Here is a 23966-nt window from a genome sequence, read left to right as displayed (position 1 = left end):
CCGCCGCGGCCGTGAGCAAGCTTACCCACATCGACGAGCAAGGCCGGGCGCGCATGGTCGACGTTTCCGACAAGCCGGCGACGGCGCGCGAGGCGGTGGCGACCGGCTTCGTGCGGATGCGTGCGGAGACCCTGGCTCTGGCGGTGTCGGGTTCGGGCCGCAAGGGCGACGTCCGCGCGGTGGCCGAACTGGCCGGGGTGATGGCCGCGAAGAAGACCTCGGACCTGATCCCGTTGTGCCACCCGCTGGCGCTGTCGAAGGTGGTGGTTGAGGTCGAGCCGGCAGAGGGCGGACTGTCGGTGACGGCGCGGGTCAAGACAACGGGACCGACGGGCGTCGAGATGGAGGCCCTGACGGCGGCGTCGGTGGCCTGCCTGACGATCTACGACATGCTGAAGGCGGCCGAGAAGGGCATGGTCATCGAGGCCGTGCGACTGCTCGAAAAGACCGGCGGCAAGTCGGGAGACTGGGCGGCCGACTCGCCGGCCTAAGCCGCCCGCCGCGGCGCCGTCTCACCCGCGATCCGCAGCTCGCCCATCCGCTGGGCCAGGCGCGTGGCCTCCTGCGCCAGCGCATGGCTCGCCGCCGTCGTCTCTTCCACCATGGCCGCGTTCTGCTGGGTCACCTGATCCATCTGGTTCACGGCCACATTGACCTCGGCCAGGCCCCGGGCTTGTTCCTGGGCCGAGGCGGCCATGGCGCGAACCAGGCCGTCAATCTGCTCGACCTCGGCGGCGATGGCGCGCAGGGCCTCGCCGGCCTTGCCGACGAAGTCAACGCCCTGGTCGACCTCGGCGGCGCTGGCGGCGATCAGGCTTTTGATCTCCTTGGCGGCGTCGGCCGAGCGTTGGGCCAGGGCCCGCACCTCTTGCGCCACGACCGCGAAGCCGCGGCCAGCCTCGCCCGCGCGGGCCGCCTCGACCCCGGCGTTCAGGGCCAGCAGGTTGGTCTGGAAGGCGATTTCGTCGATCACCCCGATGATCCGGCCGATCTGGCTGGAGGACTTCTCGATCGCGCCCATGGCCCCGACGGCCTGGTCGACGATGTCGCCGCTGGCCCCGGCCGCGTCCCGGGCGCGCTGGACCACGGCGCGGGCGCGGTCGGCGCCCTCGGCGGTCTGGCGTACGGTCGAGGTGATCTCGTCCAGGGCGGCGGCCGTCTCTTCCAGGCTGGCGGCCTGTTGCTCGGTGCGGCGGGACAGATCGTCGGCCGCGTCCGTGATCTCGCGCGCGCCGCCGTGGATCATGCTGGTAGCCTCCAGGGACGCCGCGATCACGCCCGACAGCTTCTCGATGGCGATGTTGAAGTCGACGCGCAGCCGCTCGTAACCGGCCGGGAACGGACGCTCCAGGCGTTGCGTCAGGTCGCCCTCCGACATCGACCTCAACGCGCCGGCCAGGCTCTCGACCACGGCCTTCTGAGTGGCTTCGGCCTCGTCGCGGCGCGTTTCGGCTTCGGCGCGCTCGATCTCCAGGGCATCGCGGACGTCGGCGGCTTCCAGCTCCTTGCGGCGGGCCTCGACGGTGTCGTGGAAGGTCTGGAGAGCCTCTGCCATCTGGCCGATCTCGTCCTGGCTGCGCTTTTCGGGCAACACCACCGACAGGTCGCCGGCCGCCAGGCGGCGCAGGGCGCGGGTGATTTCGACCAGCGGCGCGACCAGGCCCCTCTGGGCGGCGATCATCAGGATGGCGGCGAAGGCGGCGGCGACCAGCAGCAGCGCGCCCATCACCACCTGGCCCAGCAGGCCTATCGTCTTGGCGGCCTTGGCGTCGCGGATGGCGGCGGTCTCGATCTTGGTCGAGGCCTCTTCCATCTTGGTCTCGAGGGCGGAGAACTGCCGGGAGAAGCCGGGCAGCCCGGCGCGCGCGCCGGCCGCATCGGTGTCGGCTCGACCGACGATCGCGTCGGCCGAGGCGATGTAGGTCGCCAACGGCCCCTCGACATCCGCGAGGGCGGCCTTGATCGCCGGATCGCGGGCCAACTGGCCGCTCGCGGCGATGTCGCTCTCGAAAGCCTGGATGTGCTCGGCGAGATCCGCTTGGACGGCCTTGATATCGACGCCCAGGGCAGGGTCGGAGGACATGATCCCGCCCATGACGTCAGCGCGCAGAGCGTCGTGCATCATGTCGGCATGCATGTGCAGCCGCAGGATCTTGGCCGAGGTCTCGGAGCGGGTGAGGGCAGAGTCGAGGCTCATCGCCACCCAAAGGCCCGTGCCGGCGGTGGCCGCGCACAGCAGCGCAGCGCCGGCGGCCGCTCCTATGACCTTCTGACCCAAGGACGCCATATCGGTATCTCCCGCGACGCATCGCAAATTCGCGGGGCAGGATGCGGGGATAGTTATCTAACGGCCCTTAACCTTGGCCGTATCGAGCCGGCGACATAGTGTCGCGTACCGGCGATATCTAGCGCGGGATTTCGGCGGTCTTGACCAGGGCGACCTGACGATAGACGGCCGCGACCTCGAAATAGCGGCCGAAGGCGGCGTGGAACTGATCGACGGCCTGCTTCACGCCCGGTCCGCCGATCTCGCTGATGTCGTGCCAGTAGTCGTCCAGCACCATCATGCCGCCGACGTAGATCAGGTCGAACTGTTCATTCCGCTCCAGCATCTGGGGCAGGACGGAGGTCGAGAAGCCCTTGTGGGTGTCGAGGCTCTTGAAGCCGCACTTGGCCAGGTTCGAGGCTAGGCGCGGATTGATCTTGGTCTGCGAGCGCAGCTTGGCGAGACCGGCGCGGTGGGTGACCGTCTCGGCGTCGAAGTGCATGTCGGCGGCGGCCATGGTCCGGTTCCTCGCGATCGTTGGCGAGACCGTACCGGAAAGGTCTTAAGCGACGACGATCTGGCCGTCGCGGACCTCGACCGGCCAGGGGAACAGCTTGTCGCCGGGGCAGGGGCCCGCCACGCAGGTCCCGTCCTCGATCTTGAACAGGGCCGCGTGACCCGCGCACAGGATCAGGTCGTTCTCGCGGGTCAGGTAGCGGCCGGCGAAGCCGGCCAGCGGCCAGCCGGCGTGCGGGCAGCTGTCCAGATAGCCGACCACCCGTTCGTCCTTGCGGACCACGAACCCGGCGAACATCGCGTCGCCCTCGCGCCAGCGGAAGCCCTTCGCGCCGGGCGAGGCGATCTCGTCCAGCGCGCAGAGCACCGTGCCGGCGGCCGGGCGTGCGGGGTTGTCCGGGTCGGCGCGCAAGCTAGCCGAGCGAGCCGACGCCGACGCGCCAGGCCTGGATCTCGACGCTCTCGAAGATACCGGCCAGGGTGTAGGGGTCGTTGTCGACGAACGCCTGCGCGGCGGCGCGATCCTGCGCCTCGACGATCAGCATCGAGCCGATCGGGGCGCCGGCGTCATCCAGCAGCGGGCCGGCGGCCTTTACCAGGCCCGCGCCGTTCAGATAGTCCAGATGGGTCGGGCGAGTGGCCATGCGCGTCTCCAGCGCGCCGGGCTTATCCTTGCAGTAGATGACGAAGAGGGCCATGCGGCGGTCCTTTTTAGGTTTCTGATAGCTCTTAAATTTCAGACTTCAGGGGGCGAGACAGCAGGCGCGCGATGGCGGCGTCGACCTCGATCTCGCCGTCCAGGATGGCGGCGACGGCCTCGCAGATCGGAACCTCGACCCCGACCTTGCGGGCCAGGGCGCGGACGGCGGGGGCCGAGGCGACGCCTTCGGCCACGGATACCTTGCCGGCCAGGGCCTGCTCCAGGGTCAGGCCCCGGCCCAGCGCCAGGCCGACGCTCATATTGCGCGACTGCGGGCTGGAGCAGGTCAAAACGAGGTCACCCAGGCCGCAGAGACCCGACAGCGTCTCCGGCTTTGCCCCCAGGGCCACAGCCAGGCGGGTCAGTTCGGCGAAACCCCGGGTGATCACCGAGGCGTGGGCGTTGCGGCCCAGACCCTTGCCCTCGACCACGCCGCAGGCGATGGCCAACACGTTCTTGACCGCCCCGCCCGCCTCGGCGCCGATCAGATCGCTGGCCGTATAGGGACGGAAGGTCGGGGTGGCGATGGCCTCGGCGATGGCGCGGCCCAGGGCTTCGTCCGCGCAGGCCAGGGTGACGGCGGCCGGAAGGTTGCGGGCCACCTCGCCGGCGAAGCTGGGCCCCGACAGCACCGCGATCGGCGCGCCCGGCAGGGCCTCGGCGGCGACCTCCGTCATCAGTTTCAGCGTGCCCTGCTCGACGCCTTTGGCGCACAGCACGATCGGCGCGCCGGCCTGACGATGCGGGGCGAAGGCCGCCAGCGCGGCGCGCAGGTGCTGGGCCGGGGCCACGGCCAGGATCAGGTCGCAGTCGGCGAGGGCGGCCAGGTCCGTCACGGCCGTGATCCCAGGCTCCAGCCCGACGCCGGGCAGGAACACCGCGTTCTCGTGGCGCCCATTGACGGCCGTCACGACCTCGGGCTCGCGGGCCTGCAGGGTGACCTGCAGACCGGCGCGAGCGCAGACCTGGGCCAGGGCGGTGCCCCAGGCGCCGGCGCCGATGACGCCCACGTGCTTAAAGGTCATGCCTTGGCTCCCTTGCGTCCGTAGGCGTTGGCGGGGTTGGCCAGCGCCGCGGCCTCGTCCAGCGGCCAGCGCGGTCGGGCGACCGCGTCGAGGTCGTCGAAGATCCCCAGGGCCAGCCGCTCGGCCCCCGCCAGGGCGATCATGGCGGCGTTGTCGGTGCAATAGGCCAGCGGCGGCGCGGCGAAGGAAAAGCCGTTCTTCTCGCAGTCGGCCAGCAGGGCCGCGCGCACCGCGCCATTGGCGGCCACGCCGCCGGCGACGACGAAACGCAGGTCGTCCGCGCCGTGGCTATCCCTGTAGAGCTTCATCGCCCGGTCGACCCGCTCGGATAGCTGGCGGGCGATGGCGCCTTGGACGGCGGCGGCCAGGTCGCGACGCTCGTCGTCGGTGGTCAGGGTCTCGGCGATCCGCGCCGCGGCGGTCTTCAGGCCCGAGAACGAGAAGTCGCAGTCCTTGCGGCCCAGCAGGGCCCGGGGGAGGCTATAGCGGGTCGCGTCGCCGCCGACCGCCAGTTTCTCCAGGGCCGGACCGCCCGGATAGGGCAGGCCCAGGCTCTTGGCGATCTTGTCGAAGGCTTCGCCGGCCGCGTCGTCGATCGTGGTGCCCAGGCGCTTGCAGGCCCCGACGCCGGAGACCTCCAGCAACTGGCAGTGACCGCCCGAGACCAGCAGCAGCAGGAACGGATAGGCGATGTCGGCGCCGAGGCGGGCCGAGACCGCGTGGCCTTCCAGGTGGTTGACGGCGACCAGCGGCACGCCCCGCGCCAGCGACACGGCCTTGCCGAACGCCAGGCCGACCATCACCCCGCCGACCAGGCCTGGACCGGCCGTGGCGGCCACGCCGTCCAACTGGTCGAAGGTCAGGCCCGAGGCGCGCATGGCCTCGGCGGCGATGGCGTCGATCGACTCCACGTGGGCGCGGGCGGCGATCTCGGGCACGACGCCGCCGAACGGCGCATGCTGCTCGAACTGGGTGCCGATGACCGACGACAGCACTTCAACCGTCCCGTCCGGCGCGCGCCGTACGACCGAGGCCGCGGTCTCGTCGCAGCTGGTTTCCAGGCCGAGGATGGTGAGTGTTGAATCCGTAAGGACAGTCATTCGTTGCGGGCTTCCCGCCGCTCCTGTAGCAGCGAAGGTGAAATCTTGTCTCCGCAGGTAACGTTCCGACCGTGTCCCGGCAACCTCCCATCCGTATCGGCGCGCGTGGCTCCAAGCTCTCCCTGGCCCAGTCGGGGCTGATGCAGGCGCGGATCGCGCACGCGCTGGGTGTCCCCAAGGGGGCCTCGCAGGCCGAGATCGAGGCCGCCGCTCCGCTGATCCCGATCATCACCAGCGGCGACCGCATCCAGGACCGCCGCCTGATGGAGATCGGCGGCAAGGGGCTATTCACCAAGGAGATCGAGGAGGCCCTGCTGGACGGTCGCATCGACTGCGCGGTCCATTCGCTGAAGGACATGCCGGCCGAGCTGCCGCCGGGCCTGATCCTGGCCGCCACACCCGAGCGCGAGGATCCGCGCGACGCCTTCATCAGCCATGTCGCCGAGCGGCTGGAGGACTTGCCCAAGGGCGCGCGCCTGGGCACCGCGTCCTTGCGTCGTCAGGCCCAGGCGTTGCACGTGCGGCCCGACCTCGAGATCATCATGCTGCGCGGCAATGTCGACACCCGCCTGGCCAAGCTGGAGCGCGGCGAGGCCGACGCCATCCTGCTGGCCCAGTCGGGCCTGAACCGCCTGGGCCTGGGTCACCTGACCCGCAGTTGGCTCGACCCGGAGGCCGCTCCGCCGGCCCCTGGACAAGGCGCGTTGGTCATCGAGACCCGCCTCGAAGACGCCCACGCGCCCTGGCTGCAGGCCGTCAGCTGCCGCGAAACTACGCTCGCCGTCGCCGCCGAGCGCGGGGCGCTCTACGCCCTGGAAGGCTCGTGTCGCACGGCCATCGGCGCCCGCGCGGTGCTGGACGGTTCACGCCTGACCCTGATCGTCGAGGCCCTGACTCCGGACGGCGCGCAGCGCTTCCGCCGGCAGGGCGAGACCACCCTTTCGGGTGTGGATGATATCGCCGACGCCCGCGCCCTGGGCCTGGAGCTGGGCGCCCAGGTCCGCGTCGAGGGCGGCGACGCCATCCTGCTGCCGGAATAGCGCCGTGGACGCGGGCGCGCCGGTCTGGATCACCCGCGCCCGCCCCGGCGCCCTGGCCACCGCCGAGCGCGTGCGGGACCTGGGCTTCGAGGCCATCGTCGATCCTCTGCTGGCCGTCGAAATCCTGGACGCCGAGTTGGACCTCGCCCACGTTACGGCGCTTGCCTTCACCAGCGCCAACGGGGTCGAGGCCTTCGCGCGGCTGTCGGACGAACGCGGCCTGCCGGTGTTCGCGGTCGGTCGGGCCACGGCCAAGGCGGCGCAGGGCGAGGGCTTCGCGTCGGTCTCCAGCGCCGACGGAGATGTCGAGGACCTGTGCGCGCTGATCGCCGCCGGGGCTTCCGGACCGGTGCTGTGGGCCGGGGCCAAGGAACCGGCCGGCGATCTCGTCGGCATGCTGCGCGGCCACGGGGTGATGGCCAGAGGCGTGGCCGTCTACGAGACGCTGGAGCGCGCCCCTTCCGATGACACTCTGGCGCGGCTGGACGCGCCAGCGGCGGTGCTTGTGCACTCGCCCCGCGCGGCCCGCGCCTTGGCGGCGATCCTGCGTGAGCGGCCCGCGCCGGCCGTGCGATTCCTGTGTCTCTCCAAGGCCGTCGCCGCCCCTCTGCGCGACGCCGCCGAACCCGGGTCCGTGACCTTCGCGCCGCGTCCGGACGAATCCGCGTTGCTGGATCTGCTCAACGCCACAGGTCTGTCAGTTCAGACAGACCTGATTTCCTAGGGGGAGCGCGACGGTCGCCAAAACCGGACGCCACTTTTGGCTGTCGCGCTCAAGCGCGCCGTTGCGAAGCGCGGCGGCGTGGGGCACGAATGGACGTCATGAACGCCGCTCCCGATCCCGCTGAAATCGTCGCCCCCAGCGATCCGGCGCTGTATGCCCGCCGCCGCGTGATGGGACCCGGCGTCTGGATCTGGCTGATCCTCTGCGTGCTCTGCATCGCCCTGGGCGCGGGCGTCGCGCATTACGGCCCGACTCTGTTCAAGACCAAGGCCGCCCCAACTGACGGCGAGGTCTCGGCCGAGCCGAGCCCGCACGCGGTCGCCGATCGCGTCGCCACGGGCTCGGCCCTGCCGGTCGACGCCGGAACCAGCGCCGTGGCCCCGCCGGCCGCCGATCTTGAGCGCCTGGACGGCCGAATCGCCGCCCTCGAATACAGCCAGAAGGGCGTGACCGCCGCGGCGGCCGCCGCCTTGGCGGTTTCCGCGCTCGCGGAGGCCACCGAGACCTCGCGCCCGTTCGGCCAGGAGCTGGCCGGCCTGCAGCGCGTGCTGCCGCCCTCGCCCGACCTGCGGGCGCTCGGCGAGCTGGCCGACAAGGGCGCGCCGACCCGCGCCGGCCTGGCCGTGCAGTTCAGCGCCCTAGCTGGCCGCGCCGCCAGCGCTTCGCGCAATCCCGGTCCGGACGCCGACCTGTTCTCGCGCATCCGCTACGCCCTCTCCAGCATCGTCTCGATCCGCCATGTCGGCTCGACCACCGGCTCGACGCCCGACGCCATGCTGGCCCGCGCCCAGGCCTTGCTCGACGACGGCGATGTCGAGGGCGCGGTCCAGGCGCTGGACCCGCTGCCCGACGCAGCCCGCGTCGTCCTGGCCCCGTGGATCAACGCCGCCAACCGCCGCATCGAGATCGACCGCCACGTCGCCGCCATCCGCGCCGACGCCCTGACCGGCCTGTCTCGTGTCACGCGGACGGGCTCCGAGGGGCTGCCATGACCCGCGTCGCCTTCGCCCTCTTCCTCGTCGCCGCCGTCGCGGTCACCGTCCTGGCCCTGACCGGCGAGCCGGGTCGCGCCGCGCTGGACTGGATGGGCTGGCGCATCGAGATGACCGCCGCCGCCGCGGCCCTGCTGACCCTGTTTTCGGCGTTGGCGTTCACCCTGCTGTGGCGCGGCGTGATCTGGATCGTCGAGGCGCCGCGCCGGGCCGCCCGCGCTCGCGCGGAGGCCAAGCGCAAGTCGGCGATCGAGGCTCTGTCGCGCGGCTTCCTGGCGGTCGCCGCCGGCGACGGCTCCGAGGCTCGCCGACTGGCTCAGAAGTCCGCTGAGCTGGCCGAGGACGCCCCGGCCCTGGTCCGCGTGCTCGCCGCCCAGGCCGCAGAGGCGGCCGGCGACCTTGGCGCGGCCAAGAGCGCCTACAACGCCATGCTCGGCTTCCCCGAGATGCGTCTGGCCGGCCTGCGCGGCCTGATGCAGGCGGCCCAGGCCGAGGGCGACCGGCCGACGGCCCTCCGTCACGCCGAGACCGCCTACGGCCTGGCGCGCACCGCCCGCTGGGCCTGGCGCGCCTTGCTGGAAGCCCGGCTGGAGGTCGGTGACTGGGCCGCGGCCCTGGATCTCGTCCAGGGCGCTTTGGAACGCAAGATCGTCTCGCCGGTCGTCGCCGATCGCAGCCGCGCCGCGCTCCTGGCCGCTTCGGCCGCCAGCCTGGAAGACAGCCCCGAGCCCAAGGCCCGCGTCCAGGCGCTCGACTTCGCGACCCAGTCGGTGAAACTGAAGCCCGACTTCGCACCCGGCGTGGTGATGGCCGCCCGCCTGCTGGCCGACGATGGCAAGGTCGCCAAGGCGGGCCAGCTGATCGAGACCGCCTGGAAGGCCGAGCCGCACCCGGCGCTTTGGCTAGCCTATCGCGACCTGAAGACCAACGAGACTCCCAAGGTCCGCGCCCAACGCCTGACCGCCCTGGCCGCGATGAAGCCCGAGCCGCGCGAGAGCCGCATCCTGCGTGTCGAGAGCGCCCTGATTGGCGGCGACCCCATCGCCGCCCGCGCCGCCGCCCGGCTGCTGGACGCCGAGGCCCCGACCGCCCGTTTCGCCGGTCTTATGGCCCGCGTCGCCGCCGCCAACGGCGAGGCCGACGAGGCTCGCGCCTGGATCGCCCGCGGCGTGGAGGCCCCGCAGGAGCCCGACTGGTCCGACCTCGACCCCGAGGGCCGCGCCTTCGCCTATCGCCGCGAGGACTGGGCCCGCCTGGTGGGCAGCTATGGCGAGACCGGCCAGCTGATCCACCCACGCCACGAGCGCCGCGAGCGGACGATGAACGACCTGCCCGAGCTGCCTTCGGCCTATGCCGACTACGCGGCGTCGACGCCGTTCATTCGCGCGGCCGAGACCGGCGGCGCCCTGATGCCCGTCCCTGACGATCCCGGCGTCTTCGACGCGCCGCCGATTTCGGACCCGCCGGAAGGGCCTCTTGGGGGAGGGCCGGCGCCTCGTCGCAATTCTGGTGCAAGACGGCGCTTGGCAAGCGGCTCGCGCGCCGCTAAATAGGCGCTCCCTTCGCCCTGAAGCCCTGCTTCGGGGTGCGTGGGCCGCCTTAGCTCAGCCGGTAGAGCGGCGCATTCGTAATGCGTAGGTCAGGTGTTCGAGTCACCTAGGCGGCACCACCCCTTCCAGTAGGACATAAAGTTTGAAGCTGCCGAAAGGCCGCAAACCTTAGTCGCCGCGTGGGTTCCCACTGGGTGTGGCTTTGGTTCGGATGAACTCGTTCTAGCGCTTGCTCGCGACTCACGACCATGCGGCCGCTAGGTCATCAGCGGGAGGGATGCGCGCTTACCACGCTCCTTTCGGAGTGTCCGCTGGCAGGGCTGTGGCGGCGATTTTAAATCACGACCTGGCGCAGTGTTGCCTCGCCGTCAATTGAGCGCACCCAGGCTGCCCCCCCCCTGGGTGAAATCCATTGAGAAGGTGCCATGCCCGGAGAAAATTCGAGCATTGCCCAAATTTCGGATGAAACGGTATTCGAAATTTATCCCATTTGAGAGTTAGCAATTCCGCTCGAAGTATTTCTTGAGCGCTTCAACCATAAATCTTGCTGATATCTCGCAGCCGTAGGGATGAAGTTCGTCGTTCTTACCAGCGCCAGCGAGGTCAACGACGGTCTTTGCGCAGATGAAATCAGGGCTGCACTGCGCTGTGTGAGCGGCTCTCTGTAGCGCATAGATCTCCATGTCTAGGCCAGAGACGCGTCTATGGTAGGTTGCAACCTGCTCGATATACTTGTCGCTTGCGATTACAGCTGAACCACTCGTGAAGGTAGAGAGCTTTGGCTGGCTCATTTTGGATGGCCTATCGGAGTTCCAGCCGTGTTCAAGACGCGAAAGGAGCTGTTTGTCATCGAGGAGTTCGGCGGCGATAGACCTTACCTCTTCTGACACCGGTACCTGATAAGGCTCTTGCGAGAAGCCGTCGGCTGTCCATTTGCCTGACTGGTACTCGAAGGCCAGTTCGGAGACGAGGAGTTGACCCAACTCAGCGCGGTCGGGAAAGCCAGCACAAATCCCCGACATGGCGACTATGTGCGGCTTAAATCTCTCGATGCATTGCCCCACGGTAGCGGCAGCATCGACCAAGCCCATTCGCGGGAGATCGATGACCGTCCCACGCTTTCCGCCGATCGATATGTCATATCGGCTTAGCTTGTCTTTGTGCTTCGGGGATCCAGCGAGTTCTGCCATGCCTGTGTACGAAGAGAAGCTGGTTTCCGTGCAGCTCGTTGATCCGGATGAGCTGGAAGACTACGGGCCTGACCACAATGATGAAAGCGAGCCCCAGTTGATGGCGTGTATCGTGAAGCTCATCAAGGAAGGCGGCGGCGGCGGCCAAATGCAGCTGGCGAAAGCCGCAGCCAAGGCGTGCGGTATGTCTGAGCGGGCCGCGCTTCGAGTTCTGAACAAGCACACCGGCAACACTCCCGGTGAGCATCTGTGGAACGTGGAAAAGGGCAATCGAGGCGCTCGGATCTATCACCTGATCACCCAGGACGCCCCTGAGCCCTAGGCCGACAGGTTCGCAGCGTTTCAGTTTCGCAGGGTTGCGCCCCGTCCTGGCGGTGCCGGCCTGAGCCGTCGTGCGAAACTGCCGCGCTGCAAAACTGCCCCGATCCGCCCCCGTCGCCGCGTCGCCCACCGTGGCCCGCTGGGGCGCGGACTGGGCTGTCGATCACCCCACCCATCGCCGCTCCCGACGTGCGCCCCTCTGGCCGCCTCTGGGGCTCCCCGTGACCCCTGACCCGGGCTGCGACCCCCTCGCGGCTCGATGCGCTCCCGCGCGCCCATTCCCCAAACAACCTGAAGGAAATGAACATGCCCAAGGCAAAACTCGACCACATGTTCGCGGCCACGGCTGAATGCGAACCCGGCAAGAAGAAGACCGATTGGTGGGATACGACCATCCTCGGCTTCGTCCTGGAATGCCGTGCAGGCGGTGGGCGGACCTATTACCTCCGCTACCAGGATCTCGCCGGCCGACAGAAGCAGTACAAGATCGGCCGGTACGAGGACATTTCGTTCGCCACGGCCCGGAAAGAGGCCCAGCGGCTGAAGTCTGAAGTCACCCTCGGTGGTGATCCCGGCGCGGCCAAGGCGAAGGCCAAGTCCATCCCGCTCTACAGCGAGCTGGCCGAAATGCACCTCGCCGACGCCAAGCTGCATCAGCGGTCCTTCAAGGACACCGAGATGTATATGCGGCGGCATATCCTGCCGAAGTGGGGCAGGGTTCGCCTCTCGGACATCAACAGCCGGGACGTCGCGAAGTGGCTCAGCGTCAAGGACGGAGAGGGTCTGGCCCCCGCGACCGTCGAGAAGATCCGCGTGATCTTCGGTCGATCGTTCGTTCTGGGCGCGAGCTGGGATGTCCCTGGGGCTGAACGCAACCCGACCCAGGGGATTCGCCGGCCGAAGCTGAACAACGCCCGCCAGCGGTATCTGACGGCGGAAGAGGCGGCTCGGCTTCGATCGGCTGTGGCCGAGTCCTACAACACCCAGCTGCAGCACATCGTGGGCCTTCTGCTGCTGACCGGGGCGCGGGTGAATGAGCTGCTGACCGCCCAATGGCAGCACGTCGACCTGGGTCGAAAGGCCTGGTTGATTCCGACCAGTAAAACCGGCCGCTCACGCCACGTCCCGCTCTCCGGCGCCGCCATCGAGATCATCCAGAGCCTGAGCCGGTTCAAGGGGTGTCCGTGGCTGATCCCGAACCCGGAGACCCTGAAGCCCTTCGTGTCCATCCGTCATGGTTGGGAGCGGGCGATCCGCGTGGCGAGGTTGCCTGGGCTGAGGATTCACGACCTTCGGCACTCGGCCGCCTCGTTCATGGTCAACAGCGGCGTGGATCTCTTCGCCGTGGGCAAGGTCCTGGGTCACGCCAGTGTCCAGTCCACCCAGCGGTACTCGCACCTCGCCAACGACACCCTGTTGAAGGCTGTCGAGGCCGGGGCCGCCAAGCAGACCCTCTAACCCTCCTTACCCCGCTCCGCGCGCAGGCTTCGGCCGGTTCGTGGGGCGGGGCCTTCACGCCATTTTTTTTCGAAAGTTCTCCACATGGATAACCCACACAACCCTTTGATTGCCGGTCTGGCCCTCGAAGACTGGAACAGCCGTTGGACGCCGGTTTCGGGTGGTCTAACGCGCTATCATTCTGCTTTGCGGTTCGAGGTTGGTCTCTTCCGCCTGTTGCTCGATGGCCAGATCATGGTCGTGGGCACCGGCACTGATAAGTCGGGCGGCATGGCCAAGCGCTTGTCCGATTTCCGACGCGACAGCGACAGTGGCCGACGACATTACGCGGGCCAGCGCATCCACGAGGAACTCGACCGCTTGGCGGTGGAGGTGCTGATTACCGGGTCCGGTCCGCAAGCGCGGGAGATCGCTCGGAAGCTGAAGGAGCCGATGATCCGCTTTCACCGACCCGTCTGGACTATGTCGAACGCCCCGTTCACGACCAAGGCTCTCGACATCGGCGCGGCCAAAGCCGGCTCTCTAACCCCCTGCGCCGACGAAAACGACGTGAAAGGGTATCGCGTGAAGGCGTCTCGGGCCGTGGTGTCGCCGGAGGAAGCGGCACTTCGGCGCTAACAGTTCGCGGCCGTCATTGCCCGATCAATGAGGCGCGGCGAGCGGCGATTGGTCACTCGTGTGGGGACCGATAAAATTGCAACGAGAACTCTTTTCCACTAATGAGGGATTTTAGCTGGGGGTGGAAATGGTTGAGGTATCGGCACAGGGGCTCGCAGCTCGCTCTTCAACCTGCATCTTCTGCGACAACACACTTGGCCCAAAGACCAAGCCTGAACACATCCTTCTGAATGCGCTCGGTGGACGGAAATCCACGCGCCAGGCGACATGCAGCAAGTGCAACGAACATTTCGGAAGTACAATTGATCAGGCTATCGCGGCGCAGGCCGCGACAATCCGCAACCTGTTTCAAATGCCGTCAGGTGACGGGAAAACTCCACCGCGCGTCAGGAAAGTGGATTCGGTCCAAGGAACTGTAGACCTGAACCCAGACGGAAGCGTGGATTTGAAGAAAAAGCCCTTCGTGATTGAAGACCTTGGCGACGGGCGGTTTGGTGTAAACGTTCATGCAAACAGTATTGAGCACCTGCACAAATTAGTTCCGCAAATTGCCGCAGCCACGAAAATGTCGGAGGAACAAATCTGGCAACAATTTGAAGGAGTCCAGGCAACTCGGGTCATCGCTCCCGCTCCTGAAATATCAGTCTCGCTGCATTTTGGAGGCGAAGATGCATTTCGCTCGATTACAAAATCTTGCCTGGCGCTGCTTGCAACGGTGGTTGGATCGAATCTTCTAAAGGGCGATAGTTTCCGCGCCGCCAGGGAGTTTGTGCTTCAGGGGGGAAAGGATTTTATGGATTCGTCCGTCAGGGAGGACGCGCGCTTTCTTCCCGACGAAATCTTGGGTCACCTCACTAAAGTATATGGGCCGCATTTTAGCTTTATTTATGTTGGAACTAATGATGCGGGGCGCACTATCGGCTATTTCGGACTGTACAATGTAGTGTATTGGCGAGTTGTGCTTGTTGAAGCCGGCGCCATTCCGAACCTTGAAATCGCTCTAGCGTCCGACCCTACTAACCCGGCGACTTGGAGCGACAAAGTCGCCAAGGATGAAAGCCTCTCGTTCGAGTGGTTCGACAGTCCTGACAACCAAGATGTGATGGGTGCTACAAATAAGCGCCTCGATGCTGCAATGGCCACCTATTTTGAAAAGGGCCGCACCAAGGAAACAGGTCGGGCAGTTGACGAAGTATTCAATAAATACTTCAAAGAGGGCGAGGTGTTGCAGGGTGAAAGGTTTACGGAAATGGTCAGAGAACTCTCTGAACGCGTGGCACATCAAGTGCTTAAACTGCCGTTCGAAGAGCCGCTGACCATCAAAAAGCCCGGCCCGAAGAAGAAATAGGGCCGTTAAAATTAGGTGCGCGAGAGGTTGTCCAGAAATCTCGCCGCTTCCGTCTGAAAGTGGGTTAGTACGGCCGCAACTGCGTTGAAGATGCCGAACCGCTGATCATCGGCTCACAGGCCCGGCGGCGTGTTGGCAAGATTGGGCGAGCGGCTCAAAAAGCGTTGCGATCGCTTGTGCCGTCTCATGACGGCTACCCACCCATCTCTGGCCTCGGCGATGTCCGCTTTGGGCCGCGCCTTGAGTGGGTATAGCGCAGGTCACATTTTCCGTGTTTCCCACGTGAAAGCGCGTAACTCAGGTAAAGTAGATTCGGGCGTTAAGGCGAGATTGGGAAGTGTCTGGGGCGATAAGGTTTGGATTGCCAAAAATAGTATTAAGAAGTTATAGCTATTAGACTTTTCAGAAAACCTAGAACGACTTCGTAATGCGTAGGTCAGGTGTTCGAGTCACCTAGGCGGCACCACTTCTTCTTTCCTTTTTGAAATCAGGAACTCTCGCCACGACGGCTTCGTTCGTGTCTCGAAGGAGTTCCGCATGCCCAACCGCGTCGACGACGATACCGCCCTTGAGGAAGTCATGAGCTTTCTCGACTCACCGCCAGAGGAAGGCAGCGCCGACGACGAGCGGTTCGGGGAGCGGTTGAGGCAGGTGATCGCGGCGGCGATTCCATTGGATGAGGGCGAGGATCCGGCGGACGGGCCGACCTTGCAGCTGGACGACAGCCTGCGGGGTCGCCTGGAAGCGCTGGCGAAAAAGCGGGGCGGGAGCCACTATTTTGGCGACCATCCGGACGGCATCGGCCCGACCCTGGGCATGGATGTGAGCAAGTCGTAAGCGCCGCTCAGTCGTCCCAGCCCTTGCGCTTCTTCTTCTTGCCCAGGGCGAAGATCCCCGGATAGGGCCCCTTGCCGACGCGGTAGAGGCACCAGTCGTCGTCCTTGGCGCAGTCGCCGTCGAAGGCGGCTTTCTTGTCCGGGTCGATGGCGGCGTACATCGGGGCGGTGCGCGAGCGCTGGCCGTCGGCCTCGGCGCAGGCGGCCTTCTGGTCGCGGTTCAGGGCGACGGTCTTCTCGTGCCGACAACCGAGGCTTTCGCGCAGGCTTTCGCGGGTCTGATCGCTCTGCTCGACCAGCTTGCGGGCGGTGAAGCCGGGCGGGGCGACGATGGCTGGCGGGCCGGAGGGCCTGGCCGCCACGGACGGGGCCGGAATGATCGTGGGCGAGGACGGCAAGGGCGAGGCGGCGCTTGGCCGGACTTGGACCGGCGCGATCGGGGCTGGCGTGGACGTATCGACAGGGCGGGACGGCGCGTCCAGCAGCTGCGCCTCGATGATCGGCGGCTCGACCAGCTGCGGCAGCCAGCGCGCCCCGGAAACCAGCGCCAGCAGCACCAGGATGTGAGCGGCCAGAACCGCGCTCAGGGCCGTGAGGTTGCGCCGCAGATCCCGTCGTGAGGGGCGCCGCCAGGTTCCGATGGCGATCGCCGTACTCATGATGTCTCCAGGCGCTGCGGCGCTGGATATGGGTATGCGCGCGATGCGGCGCGAGCGTGGCCGTACGGGACAAGAAAAAGGCCCGATGTTTCCACCGGGCCTTTACCTGTTTCAGCGATGAGGCTGGAAGCTTTACGCCGCCGCCTTCGCCTTGACGCCGAAGCGGCCGTAGAAGGTCTCGCCCTTTTCGGCCATCTCGCGCAGCAGGGCCGGCGGCGCGAAGCGCTTGCCGTACTGCTGGGCCAGGCGGTCGCAGGTTTCGACGAAGGCCTTGGCGCCGACGCCGTCGATCAGGCTGATCGGGCCGCCGGTCCAGGGCGCGAAGCCCCAGCCCAGGATGGCGCCGACATCGGCCTCGCGCGGGTCGACGATGACACCTTCCTCGAAGCAGCGGGCCGCCTCGACGGCTTGGCGATACAGCAGGCGGGTGCGGATCTCTTCGATCAGCTTGGCGTCGGCGTCCTTGATGGTCACCGGCGCCAGTTCGGCCAGACCCGGCCACAGCTTCTTCTGACCGCCTTCCGGATAGTCGTAGAAGCCCTTACCGTTCTTGCGGCCGAGGCGGCCCAGTTCGACGACCATCTTTTCCAGCACCGGGGCGAACGGACGCTCCTCGTACCTATCGCCGAGGTCCTTCTTGGTCTGCTCGCCGATCTTGTAGGAGAGGTCGAGGGCGACGTCGTCGTTCATCTCCAGCGGACCGCGCGGCATGCCGGTGGCGCGGCCGACATTGTCGATGATGGCGGGGGCGATGCCCTCGGCCATCATTTCCAGGCCTTCCTGCACGAAGGTGCCGAAGCAGCGGCTGGTGTAGAAGCCGCGGCTGTCGTTGACGACGATCGGGGTCTTCTTGATCTTCAGGACGTAGTCGATCGACTTGGCCAGGGCTTCCTGGCTGGTCTCCTGGCCCATGATGATCTCGACCAGGCCCATCTTGTCGACCGGCGAGAAGAAGTGGATGCCGATGAACGAGGCCGGACGCACCGAGGCCTTGGCCAGGCCGGTGATCGGCAGGGTCGAGGTGTTGGAGCCGAAGATGGCGGTGTCGGCCAGTTCGGCCTCGGCCTTCTTGGTCACTTCAGCCTTGACGTCGCGGTTCTCGAACACGGCTTCCACGACCAGGTCCGAGCCCTTGACCAGGCCGTAGTCGGTGGTCGGGGTGATCAGGGCCAGGATCGCGTCGCCCTTTTCCTGAGTCATCTTGCCGCGCGAGACGGCCTTCTTGACCAGGCCCTCGGCGTAGGACTTGCCCTTCTCGGCGGCTTCCTGCGTCTGGTCGATCAGCACGCTCTCGATGCCGGCCATGGCTTGGACATAGGCGATGCCCGCGCCCATCATGCCGGCGCCCAGGACGGCGACCTTCTTGACGTCATAGTGCGGGACATTGGCCGGACGGCCCGAACCCTTGCCCAGCTCCTGCAGGGAGAGGAACAGGGTGCGGATCATGCCCTTGGCCTGGGGCGTCATCATGGTCTTGAGGAAGTAGCGGGTCTCGATCCGCAGGGCGGCGTCGAACGGCACCTGCGTGCCCTCATAGACCGCCTTCATGATGTTCAGCTGGGCCGGGTAGTTGCCGTAGGTCTGCTTGCGCAGCATGGCGTTGCCCATCACGAAGACCTGGCTGCCGGTCGGAGTGTAGGGACCGCCGCCCGGAAGCTTGAAGTCCTTCTTGTCCCACGGGGCGACGGGATCGCCCTTGGTCTTGACCCAGGTCTTGGCGGCTTCCACCACCTGGTCGGCCGGGACCACCTCGTGCACGACCTTGTTGGCCAGGGCCTCGGCCGGCTTCATCGACTTGCCTTCCAGCAGGTACGGCGCGGCGGCCATCACGCCCATCAGGCGCGGCAGGCGCTGGGTGCCGCCGGCGCCCGGCAGCAGGCCGACCTTGGCTTCCGGCAGGGCCAGCTGGATCTTCGGATTATCGGCGACCACGCGATAGTGGCAGGCCAGGGTGATCTCCAGGCCGCCGCCCATGGCCAGGCCGTTGATGGCCGCGGCCACCGGCTTGCCGCAGGTCTCCAGGGCGCGGAACGCCTTGTTCAGCGCGAAGCCGGCCTCGAAGGCGGCTTTCAGGCCCTCTTCGCCCGGCTTGCCGCCGCCCAGGCCGCCCGAACCACCGAGCTCACCGAGGTCGGCGCCGGCGCAGAAGCCGGTCGTCTTGCCCGAGGTGATGACGGCGCCCTTGATGGCCGCGTCCGACTTGATGGTCTCGACCACCTCGCCGATTTCCTTGATGACCGAAGCGGTCAGGGTGTTCATCGAGCGGCCGGGCACGTCGAAGGTGACCAGGGCCACGCCGTCGGAATCGACCTCGATCTTGAAGTTTTCCATGGTGTTAGCTCCTCGGCCTTAGACGCGTTCGATGACGGTGGCGGTGCCCATGCCGGCGCCGACGCACAGGGTGATCAGGGCGGTTTCCTTGTCCGAGCGTTCCAGCTCGTCGAGCATGGTGCTGATCAGCATCGCGCCGGTGGCGCCCAGGGGGTGACCCATGGCGATGGCGCCGCCGTTGACGTTCATCTTGTCGTGCGGGATGTCCAGCGCCTGCATCATGCGCAGGACGACGGCGGCGAAGGCCTCGTTCAGCTCATAGAGGTCGATGTCCTTGACGCTCATGCCCAGGCGCTTGAGCAGCTTTTCGGTGACCAGCGAGGGGCCGGTCAGCATGATCGAGGGTTCGCTGCCGATCGAGGCCGCGCCTTTGATGCGGCCGCGGGCCTTCAGGCCCAGGGCCTCGCCCATTTCCTTGGTGCCGATCAGCACGCCCGCGGCGCCGTCGACGATGCCCGAGCTGTTGCCGGCGTGGTGGACGTGGTTGATCTTCTCGACCTGCGGATAGCGCTGGGTGACCACGGCGTCGAAGGCCATCTCGCCCATGCCCGTGAACGAGGGGTTCAACGAGGCCAGGGTCTGCATGGTGGTCGAGCCGCGCACGGTCTCGTCATGATCCAGGATGGTCAGGCCCAACTGGTCCTTGACCCCGATCACCGACTTCTTGAAGCGACCATCGGCCCACGAGGCGGCGGCGCGCTTCTGGCTCTCGACGGCGTAGGCGTCGACGTCGTCGCGGCTGAAGCCATAGAGCGAGGCGATCAGGTCGGCCGAGACGCCCTGTGGGGCGAAATAGGTCTTGAAGGCCGAGGACGGGTCGGTCGGCCAGGCGCCGCCGTCGCTGCCCATGGGCACACGGCTCATGCTCTCGACACCGCCGCCGATGGCCATCTGGGCTTCACCCGAGGCGACCTTGGCCGCGGCCATGTTCACGGCTTCCAGGCCCGAGGCGCAGAAGCGGTTGATCTGCACGCCGGCGACGCTTTCGGCGTAGTCGGCGGTCAGGACGGCGGTGCGGGCGATGTCGCTGCCCTGCTCGCCGACGGGGGCGACGCAGCCCAGGATGACGTCGTCGACCTTGCTGGTATCCAGGTTGTTGCGGTCACGCAGGGCTTCCAGCACCTGGGAAGCCAGGGACAGGGACGTGATCTCGTGCAGAGACCCGTCCTTCTTGCCCTTGCCGCGCGGGGTGCGCACGGCGTCGAAAATGTAAGCGTCAGCCATGGAATGGCTCCTTCCTGCGAAGTGGTGTTCGTGTCGTTGAAAGCGGCGGCCGGGGTGTTTTCCGAAGGAAAATGCTCCCACCTTTGAAGGGGTGTTGGAGACCGGCCCTATTGTTTCCAGTTGCCGATCGGGTACTTGCCGATGGGCTCGCACTTCAGGCCGCTGGCGCCGGCCTTGGCCCGATAGTAGAGGCGCGAGCCGAACTCGGGCGGCGGCAGCGAGCAGGCGGTGAAGCCAGAGGTCGTGACCTCCAGCTTCCACTCGGCGATCTTCGAGCGCAGCAGCGTGTTGCAGACGTCTTTGCCGGGCGGTGTCAGCGGCAGCTTGAAGGCGCCAGGTTGCGGGCGCTTGCCGACCAGCTCGCCGGAGAAGGTCAGGGGGCGCGGACCGGGGGCGGCGCGCACGCAGACCACGGCCGAGCGGGCGTCGGCTTGAGCGGGAGCCGGCGCGGCGGGGCCGGCCAGCAGCGCGATGAGAGGCAGTACGATCACAGCGTCCTCGCGATCAGGAGTTTCATGATCTCGTTGGTGCCGCCGTAGATGCGCTGGATGCGGCTGTCCTTGTACATGCGCGCGATCGGATACTCGTTCATGAAGCCGTAGCCGCCGAACAGCTGCAGGCAGCGGTCGACGATCTTGTTTTCCAGGTCCGAGACCCAGTACTTGGCCATCGAGGCGGTGGCCGCGTCCAGCTTGCCGGTCAGGTGCTGCTCGATGCAATGGTTGGTGAAGACACGGGCCACGGTCGCCTCGGTCTTGCACTCGGCCATGACGAACTGGGTGTTCTGGAAATCGATGATCGCCTTGCCGAACGCCTTGCGGTCCTTGACGTAGGCGATGGTCAGCTCCAGCGCGCGCTCGATCGTCGCCATGCCCTGCACGGCGATGTTCAGGCGTTCCTGCGGCAGCTGGCCCATCAGCTGGAAGAAGCCCTGGCCTTCGTCGGTTCCCAGCAGGTTCTCGGTCGGGACCTTCACGTCGTTGAAGAACAGCTCGGAGGTGTCCTGGGCCTCGTGACCCAGCTTGTCGAGGTTACGGCCGCGCTCGAAGCCTTCGGTTCCGTCGGTCTCGACGATCAGCAGGCTGGTGCCGCGCGCGCCGCCGGTCGGGTCGGTCTTGGCGACGACGATGATCAGATTGGCCGTCTGGCCATTGGTGATGAAGGTCTTGGAGCCGTTGATGACGTACTGGTTGCCGACCTGCTTGGCGGAAGTCTTGATGCCTTGCAGATCCGAACCGGCGCCCGGCTCGGTCATGGCGATGGCGCCGACCAACTCGCCGGTGGCCAGGCGGGGCAGCCAGCGCTGCTTCTGCTCTTCCGTGCCGTAGTGAAAGATGTACGGCATGACGATGGCGTTGTGCAGGCTGATGCCGAAGCCGTCGACGCCCTTGCGGCCCAGCATGTCCATCAGCACGACCTCGTGGCGATAGTCGCCGCCGGCTCCGCCGTACTGATCGGGCGTGGAGAGGCCGAGCAAGCCGGCCTCCCCCGCCTTGGTCCACATGTCGCGGTCGACGCAATGGTTCTTGCGCCATTTCGCGACCGTCGCTTCCGGCGCGTGCTCATCGAAGAACTTGCCCACCGCGTCCTCGAAGATCGCGATGTCCTCTTCGGCCATGAAGGCGGGCTTTTCGACGTTGAGCACGCTCATGATCAGAAGGCCTCCGCGGGCAGCGTCATCAGGGTCGCCGAACCGGTCTTCAGCTTGGCCAGGTGTGCCCCGGCGTCAGGCAAGATGCGTTCGATGAAATAGCGGCCCGTGACCAGCTTGGTCGTGAAGAACGGGTCGGACGAGCCGGCCGCGATCTTGGCGTTGGCCGCCTTGGCCATCAACGCCCACATGTACGCCAGGCCGGTCAGGCCGAAGAGGTGCATGTAGTCGGTCGAGGCCGCGCCGGCGTTGTCGGGGTTCTGCAGGCCGTTCTGCATCAGCCACATGGTGCCGTCCTGCAACTGCGCCTTCACGCCCGCCAGGGCTTCGATGAAGGGCTTCAGGCTCTCGTCGGCGTCGTTCTCGCCGATGAACTGGTCGATTTCCTGGAAGAAGGTCATGACCGCGCGGCCGCCCTTGGAGGCCAGCTTGCGGCCAACCAGGTCCAGGGCCTGGACGCCATTGGTGCCTTCGTAGATCAGGGCGATGCGGCAATCGCGCATGAACTGGCTGACCGGGAAGTGCTCGGTGAAGCCGCTGCCGCCGTGCACCTGCACCGCGTTGGAGCAGACCTCGAAGCCCTTGTCGGTCAGATAGCCTTTCAGCACCGGCGTCATCAGGCCCATGTAGTCGGCCGACTTCTCGCGCACCGCCGCGTCCGGGTGGACGTGCGAGAGGTCGCCGTGCAGGGCGGTCCAGAACAGGAAGGCGCGACCGCCCTCGATCAGGGCCTTGCTCTCCAGCAGCATGCGGCGCACGTCCGGGTGGACGATGATCGGATCGGCCGGGCCGTCGGCGTTCTTCGGACCCGTCAGCGAGCGGCCCTGCAGGCGGTCCTTGGCGAAGGCGACGGCGGCCTGGTAGGCGGCCTCGCCCTGGGCCACGCCCTGCATGCCGACGCCCAGGCGGGCCTCGTTCATCATCACGAACATGATCTTCAGGCCGGCGTTTTCCTCGCCGATCAGATAGCCCTCGGCGTCGTCGTACTGCATGACGCAGGTGGCGTTGCCGTGGATGCCCATCTTCTCTTCCAGGCCGACGCACTTGACGCCCTGGTTACGCTCGCCGACCGAGCCGTCGGCCTTGGGGAAGAACTTCGGCACGATGAACAGGCTGATGCCCTTCACGCCGGCCGGGGCGCCCTCGATGCGGGCCAGGACGAGGTGGACGATGTTGTCCGACATGTCGTGCTCGCCGGCCGAGATCCAGATCTTCTGGCCGGTGATCTTGTAGCTGCCGTTCGCCTGCGGGACCGCCTTGGTGCGCAGGAGACCCAGGTCCGTGCCGCAGTGGGGCTCGGTCAGGTTCATGGTGCCGGTCCATTCGCCGCTCACCATCTTGGGCAGGTAGGTCTGCTTCTGTTCGTCGGTGCCGCCCGTATGGATGGCCGAATAGGCGCCGTGGGCCAGGCCCGGATACATCGAGAAGGCCATGTTGGCCGAGCTCGACATCTCGCTGAAGGCCAGGTTGACGACGTAGGGCAGGCCCTGGCCGCCATAGGCGGGATCCGAGCCCAGGCCGGTCCAGCCGCCTTCGCACAGCTTCTTGTAGGCGTCCTTGAAGCCCGGCGGGGTGGTGACGAGGTTGGTGGCCGGATCCAGCTTGCAGCCGGTCTTGTCGCCGACCGTGTTCAGCGGGGCCAGGACTTCGCCGGTGAACTGGGCGGCGGCCTCGAGGATCTGCTCCACGGTCTCGAAAGGCGCGTCGGAGAAGCCGGGCAGATCGCCGTGCTGATCGATGTTGAGCACGTCACGCAGGATGAAGGCGTGGTCGCGAACGGGCGGCTGGTAAGTCATGAAACGGTCCTGGCTAGGATCGGGAGGAAAAACGGATGTGCGGTCGCCGTCTCTCGCGCGTCTTGCACGGAGGCGGCGTCGCGGAAGGTCTTACTTGCCCAGCATGGCTTCGGCGTGACCGTCGAGGCGGGCGCGCAGCACCTGTTCGTAGTCGGCCGCGCGGGGCAGCAGGTCGGGTCGGATCTCGGCGAGGCGACGTTCCAGGCGGTTGCAGGCTTCGCGCAGCTCGATCAGGGCGTTGTCGATGTCTTCGCGCTGTTGCTCCAGTGCGTTGGCGCGTTCACGGAACTTCTTCAGCGAGCGGGCCATCTGCGCCGCGCCCTCGTCGTTCTCGTCATAGAGGTCGAGCAGTTCGCGGATCTCGGTCAGCGACAGACCCACGCGCTTGCCGCGCAGGATCAGCTGCAGGCGGACGCGATCCTTGTGGGAATAGACGCGGTTCAGGCCCTCGCGGGCCGGATTCAGCAGGCCCTTGTCCTCGTAGAAGCGCAGGGCGCGCGGCGTGGCTTTGAATTCGTTGCAGAGCTGGCGGATCGTGAAGGTCCGCTCGGGGCGTCGCAGGTCGGCCATGGATGGAAACCTCCCAATGAAGAGGGCCTGGCTACCGCGGCCGGGCCGCTT

General features: G+C 66.9%; 24 protein-coding genes and 1 tRNA gene. 11 read left to right on the top strand and 14 right to left on the bottom strand.

All coding sequences use genetic code 11. From position 1 onward, the window contains the following. Positions 1-11 precede the first annotated feature (11 nt). Positions 12-491, top strand: coding sequence for a cyclic pyranopterin monophosphate synthase MoaC (gene moaC, locus AC07R7_RS21140; protein WP_492887403.1), 480 nt, complete (start codon positions 12-14; stop codon positions 489-491). Here the strand turns inward: moaC and AC07R7_RS21135 are convergent. The 6 genes from AC07R7_RS21135 to tsaD all read right to left on the bottom strand — a co-directional run bounded on the left by AC07R7_RS21135 (position 488) and on the right by tsaD (position 5607). After that, a complete protein-coding gene (locus AC07R7_RS21135) occupies positions 488-2287 on the bottom strand; it encodes a methyl-accepting chemotaxis protein (protein ID WP_494636489.1) in 1800 nt (599 codons plus the stop codon). The genes moaC and AC07R7_RS21135 overlap by 4 nt on opposite strands. A 118-nt stretch (positions 2288-2405) precedes the next feature. Beyond that, positions 2406-2783 carry a hypothetical protein gene (locus AC07R7_RS21130; protein WP_494636488.1) on the bottom strand — a complete coding sequence of 126 codons (378 nt, stop codon included), beginning with the start codon at positions 2781-2783 and terminating at the stop codon, positions 2406-2408. Positions 2784-2828: 45 nt separating this feature from the next. Further along, the gene (locus tag AC07R7_RS21125) at positions 2829-3194 is read right to left on the bottom strand and encodes a Rieske (2Fe-2S) protein (RefSeq protein WP_492887406.1); all 366 of its coding nucleotides are present in this window, start codon (positions 3192-3194) and stop codon (positions 2829-2831) included. A 1-nt stretch (position 3195) separates the two neighbouring features. Next, complete coding sequence (locus tag AC07R7_RS21120) at positions 3196-3480, bottom strand: YciI family protein (protein WP_492887407.1); 285 nt, start codon at positions 3478-3480, stop codon at positions 3196-3198. A gap of 31 nt (positions 3481-3511) precedes the next feature. Beyond that, a complete protein-coding gene (locus tag AC07R7_RS21115) occupies positions 3512-4507 on the bottom strand; it encodes an NAD(P)H-dependent glycerol-3-phosphate dehydrogenase (RefSeq protein ID WP_494636487.1) in 996 nt (331 codons plus the stop codon). Then, positions 4504-5607 (bottom strand): tRNA (adenosine(37)-N6)-threonylcarbamoyltransferase complex transferase subunit TsaD, encoded by a 1104-nt coding sequence (gene tsaD, locus AC07R7_RS21110; protein ID WP_492837775.1) that lies wholly within the window; start codon positions 5605-5607, stop codon positions 4504-4506. The genes AC07R7_RS21115 and tsaD overlap by 4 nt, the downstream gene beginning before the upstream one ends. Positions 5608-5678: 71 nt before the next feature. Between tsaD and hemC the strand changes: the two genes are divergently transcribed. The 5 genes from hemC to AC07R7_RS21085 all read left to right on the top strand — a co-directional run bounded on the left by hemC (position 5679) and on the right by AC07R7_RS21085 (position 10032). Then, positions 5679-6647 (top strand): hydroxymethylbilane synthase, encoded by a 969-nt coding sequence (hemC, locus tag AC07R7_RS21105; RefSeq protein ID WP_494636486.1) that lies wholly within the window; start codon positions 5679-5681, stop codon positions 6645-6647. A gap of 4 nt (positions 6648-6651) precedes the next feature. Next, the gene (locus AC07R7_RS21100) at positions 6652-7371 is read left to right on the top strand and encodes a uroporphyrinogen-III synthase (RefSeq protein WP_492887411.1); all 720 of its coding nucleotides are present in this window, start codon (positions 6652-6654) and stop codon (positions 7369-7371) included. Between the two features lie 98 nt (positions 7372-7469). Next, a complete protein-coding gene (locus AC07R7_RS21095) occupies positions 7470-8363 on the top strand; it encodes a COG4223 family protein (RefSeq protein WP_494636485.1) in 894 nt (297 codons plus the stop codon). Continuing rightward, a complete protein-coding gene (locus AC07R7_RS21090; RefSeq protein WP_494636484.1) occupies positions 8360-9916 on the top strand; it encodes a heme biosynthesis protein HemY in 1557 nt (518 codons plus the stop codon). Before AC07R7_RS21095 ends, AC07R7_RS21090 begins: the two co-directional genes overlap by 4 nt. Before the next feature lie 40 nt (positions 9917-9956). Further along, positions 9957-10032 (top strand) — tRNA-Thr (locus AC07R7_RS21085). 378 nt (positions 10033-10410) lie between these two features. On the opposite strand, the gene AC07R7_RS21080 is transcribed toward AC07R7_RS21085, so the two are convergent. Next, positions 10411-11103, bottom strand: coding sequence for a 5'-methylthioadenosine/S-adenosylhomocysteine nucleosidase family protein (locus AC07R7_RS21080; RefSeq protein ID WP_494636483.1), 693 nt, complete (start codon positions 11101-11103; stop codon positions 10411-10413). Between AC07R7_RS21080 and AC07R7_RS21075 the strand changes: the two genes are divergently transcribed. The 5 genes from AC07R7_RS21075 (at position 11102) to AC07R7_RS21055 (ending at position 15685) form a co-directional block, all read left to right on the top strand. Then, entirely contained in the window at positions 11102-11425 is a 324-nt protein-coding gene (locus AC07R7_RS21075; RefSeq protein WP_494636482.1) for a hypothetical protein, read from the top strand. The two genes, AC07R7_RS21080 and AC07R7_RS21075, sit on opposite strands and share 2 nt — an antisense overlap. Positions 11426-11730: 305 nt before the next feature. Further along, positions 11731-12882 carry a site-specific integrase gene (locus tag AC07R7_RS21070; RefSeq protein WP_494636481.1) on the top strand — a complete coding sequence of 384 codons (1152 nt, stop codon included), beginning with the start codon at positions 11731-11733 and terminating at the stop codon, positions 12880-12882. 84 nt (positions 12883-12966) lie between these two features. After that, the gene (locus tag AC07R7_RS21065) at positions 12967-13500 is read left to right on the top strand and encodes a hypothetical protein (protein WP_494636480.1); all 534 of its coding nucleotides are present in this window, start codon (positions 12967-12969) and stop codon (positions 13498-13500) included. A gap of 127 nt (positions 13501-13627) precedes the next feature. After that, positions 13628-14848, top strand: coding sequence for an HNH endonuclease (locus AC07R7_RS21060; protein WP_494636479.1), 1221 nt, complete (start codon positions 13628-13630; stop codon positions 14846-14848). A 537-nt stretch (positions 14849-15385) separates the two neighbouring features. After that, positions 15386-15685, top strand: coding sequence for a hypothetical protein (locus AC07R7_RS21055; protein ID WP_492887414.1), 300 nt, complete (start codon positions 15386-15388; stop codon positions 15683-15685). Positions 15686-15692: 7 nt separating this feature from the next. Here the strand turns inward: AC07R7_RS21055 and AC07R7_RS21050 are convergent, their stop codons facing one another. The 7 genes from AC07R7_RS21050 to AC07R7_RS21020 all read right to left on the bottom strand — a co-directional run bounded on the left by AC07R7_RS21050 (position 15693) and on the right by AC07R7_RS21020 (position 23915). After that, entirely contained in the window at positions 15693-16343 is a 651-nt protein-coding gene (locus AC07R7_RS21050) for a hypothetical protein (protein ID WP_494636478.1), read from the bottom strand. 132 nt (positions 16344-16475) lie between these two features. Beyond that, positions 16476-18674, bottom strand: coding sequence for a 3-hydroxyacyl-CoA dehydrogenase NAD-binding domain-containing protein (locus AC07R7_RS21045; RefSeq protein ID WP_494636477.1), 2199 nt, complete (start codon positions 18672-18674; stop codon positions 16476-16478). Positions 18675-18692: 18 nt separating this feature from the next. Beyond that, a complete protein-coding gene (locus AC07R7_RS21040) occupies positions 18693-19898 on the bottom strand; it encodes an acetyl-CoA C-acetyltransferase (RefSeq protein WP_492887417.1) in 1206 nt (401 codons plus the stop codon). A 107-nt stretch (positions 19899-20005) separates the two neighbouring features. Beyond that, positions 20006-20389 carry a hypothetical protein gene (locus AC07R7_RS21035; protein ID WP_494636476.1) on the bottom strand — a complete coding sequence of 128 codons (384 nt, stop codon included), beginning with the start codon at positions 20387-20389 and terminating at the stop codon, positions 20006-20008. Next, positions 20386-21549: an acyl-CoA dehydrogenase family protein gene (locus tag AC07R7_RS21030; protein WP_494636475.1), complete on the bottom strand. Its 1164-nt coding sequence runs from the start codon at positions 21547-21549 to the stop codon at positions 20386-20388. Before AC07R7_RS21030 ends, AC07R7_RS21035 begins: the two co-directional genes overlap by 4 nt. Positions 21550-21551: 2 nt before the next feature. Next, on the bottom strand, positions 21552-23345 hold the full coding sequence (locus AC07R7_RS21025; protein WP_494636474.1) for an acyl-CoA dehydrogenase C-terminal domain-containing protein: 1794 nt from the start codon (positions 23343-23345) through the stop codon (positions 21552-21554). A gap of 90 nt (positions 23346-23435) precedes the next feature. Beyond that, entirely contained in the window at positions 23436-23915 is a 480-nt protein-coding gene (locus tag AC07R7_RS21020) for a MerR family transcriptional regulator (RefSeq protein ID WP_125157280.1), read from the bottom strand. Positions 23916-23966 lie beyond the last annotated feature (51 nt).

The organism is Caulobacter sp. GW821-FHT05F04 (assembly GCF_059419665.1).
The sequence above is the reverse complement of the archived record's forward strand: the minus strand, read 5'-3'. Positions and strand labels throughout refer to the sequence as shown.

What these genes read in the sequence shown, in the direction of transcription:
- AC07R7_RS21060 (WP_494636479.1), top strand. Translation starts at nt 13,628, where the DNA reads ATGGTTGAGGTATCGGCACAGGGGCTCGCAGCTCGCTCTTCAACCTGC.
- AC07R7_RS21020 (WP_125157280.1), bottom strand. Translation starts at nt 23,915, where the DNA reads ATGGCCGACCTGCGACGCCCCGAGCGGACCTTCACGATCCGCCAGCTC.
- AC07R7_RS21115 (WP_494636487.1), bottom strand. Translation starts at nt 4,507, where the DNA reads ATGACCTTTAAGCACGTGGGCGTCATCGGCGCCGGCGCCTGGGGCACC.
- AC07R7_RS21040 (WP_492887417.1), bottom strand. Translation starts at nt 19,898, where the DNA reads ATGGCTGACGCTTACATTTTCGACGCCGTGCGCACCCCGCGCGGCAAG.
- AC07R7_RS21065 (WP_494636480.1), top strand. Translation starts at nt 12,967, where the DNA reads ATGGATAACCCACACAACCCTTTGATTGCCGGTCTGGCCCTCGAAGAC.
- AC07R7_RS21120 (WP_492887407.1), bottom strand. Translation starts at nt 3,480, where the DNA reads ATGGCCCTCTTCGTCATCTACTGCAAGGATAAGCCCGGCGCGCTGGAG.
- AC07R7_RS21095 (WP_494636485.1), top strand. Translation starts at nt 7,470, where the DNA reads ATGAACGCCGCTCCCGATCCCGCTGAAATCGTCGCCCCCAGCGATCCG.
- AC07R7_RS21030 (WP_494636475.1), bottom strand. Translation starts at nt 21,549, where the DNA reads ATGAGCGTGCTCAACGTCGAAAAGCCCGCCTTCATGGCCGAAGAGGAC.
- AC07R7_RS21130 (WP_494636488.1), bottom strand. Translation starts at nt 2,783, where the DNA reads ATGGCCGCCGCCGACATGCACTTCGACGCCGAGACGGTCACCCACCGC.
- AC07R7_RS21070 (WP_494636481.1), top strand. Translation starts at nt 11,731, where the DNA reads ATGCCCAAGGCAAAACTCGACCACATGTTCGCGGCCACGGCTGAATGC.
- AC07R7_RS21075 (WP_494636482.1), top strand. Translation starts at nt 11,102, where the DNA reads ATGCCTGTGTACGAAGAGAAGCTGGTTTCCGTGCAGCTCGTTGATCCG.
- AC07R7_RS21080 (WP_494636483.1), bottom strand. Translation starts at nt 11,103, where the DNA reads ATGGCAGAACTCGCTGGATCCCCGAAGCACAAAGACAAGCTAAGCCGA.
- AC07R7_RS21135 (WP_494636489.1), bottom strand. Translation starts at nt 2,287, where the DNA reads ATGGCGTCCTTGGGTCAGAAGGTCATAGGAGCGGCCGCCGGCGCTGCG.
- AC07R7_RS21055 (WP_492887414.1), top strand. Translation starts at nt 15,386, where the DNA reads ATGCCCAACCGCGTCGACGACGATACCGCCCTTGAGGAAGTCATGAGC.
- AC07R7_RS21090 (WP_494636484.1), top strand. Translation starts at nt 8,360, where the DNA reads ATGACCCGCGTCGCCTTCGCCCTCTTCCTCGTCGCCGCCGTCGCGGTC.
- AC07R7_RS21025 (WP_494636474.1), bottom strand. Translation starts at nt 23,345, where the DNA reads ATGACTTACCAGCCGCCCGTTCGCGACCACGCCTTCATCCTGCGTGAC.
- tsaD (WP_492837775.1), bottom strand. Translation starts at nt 5,607, where the DNA reads ATGACTGTCCTTACGGATTCAACACTCACCATCCTCGGCCTGGAAACC.
- AC07R7_RS21045 (WP_494636477.1), bottom strand. Translation starts at nt 18,674, where the DNA reads ATGGAAAACTTCAAGATCGAGGTCGATTCCGACGGCGTGGCCCTGGTC.
- AC07R7_RS21050 (WP_494636478.1), bottom strand. Translation starts at nt 16,343, where the DNA reads ATGAGTACGGCGATCGCCATCGGAACCTGGCGGCGCCCCTCACGACGG.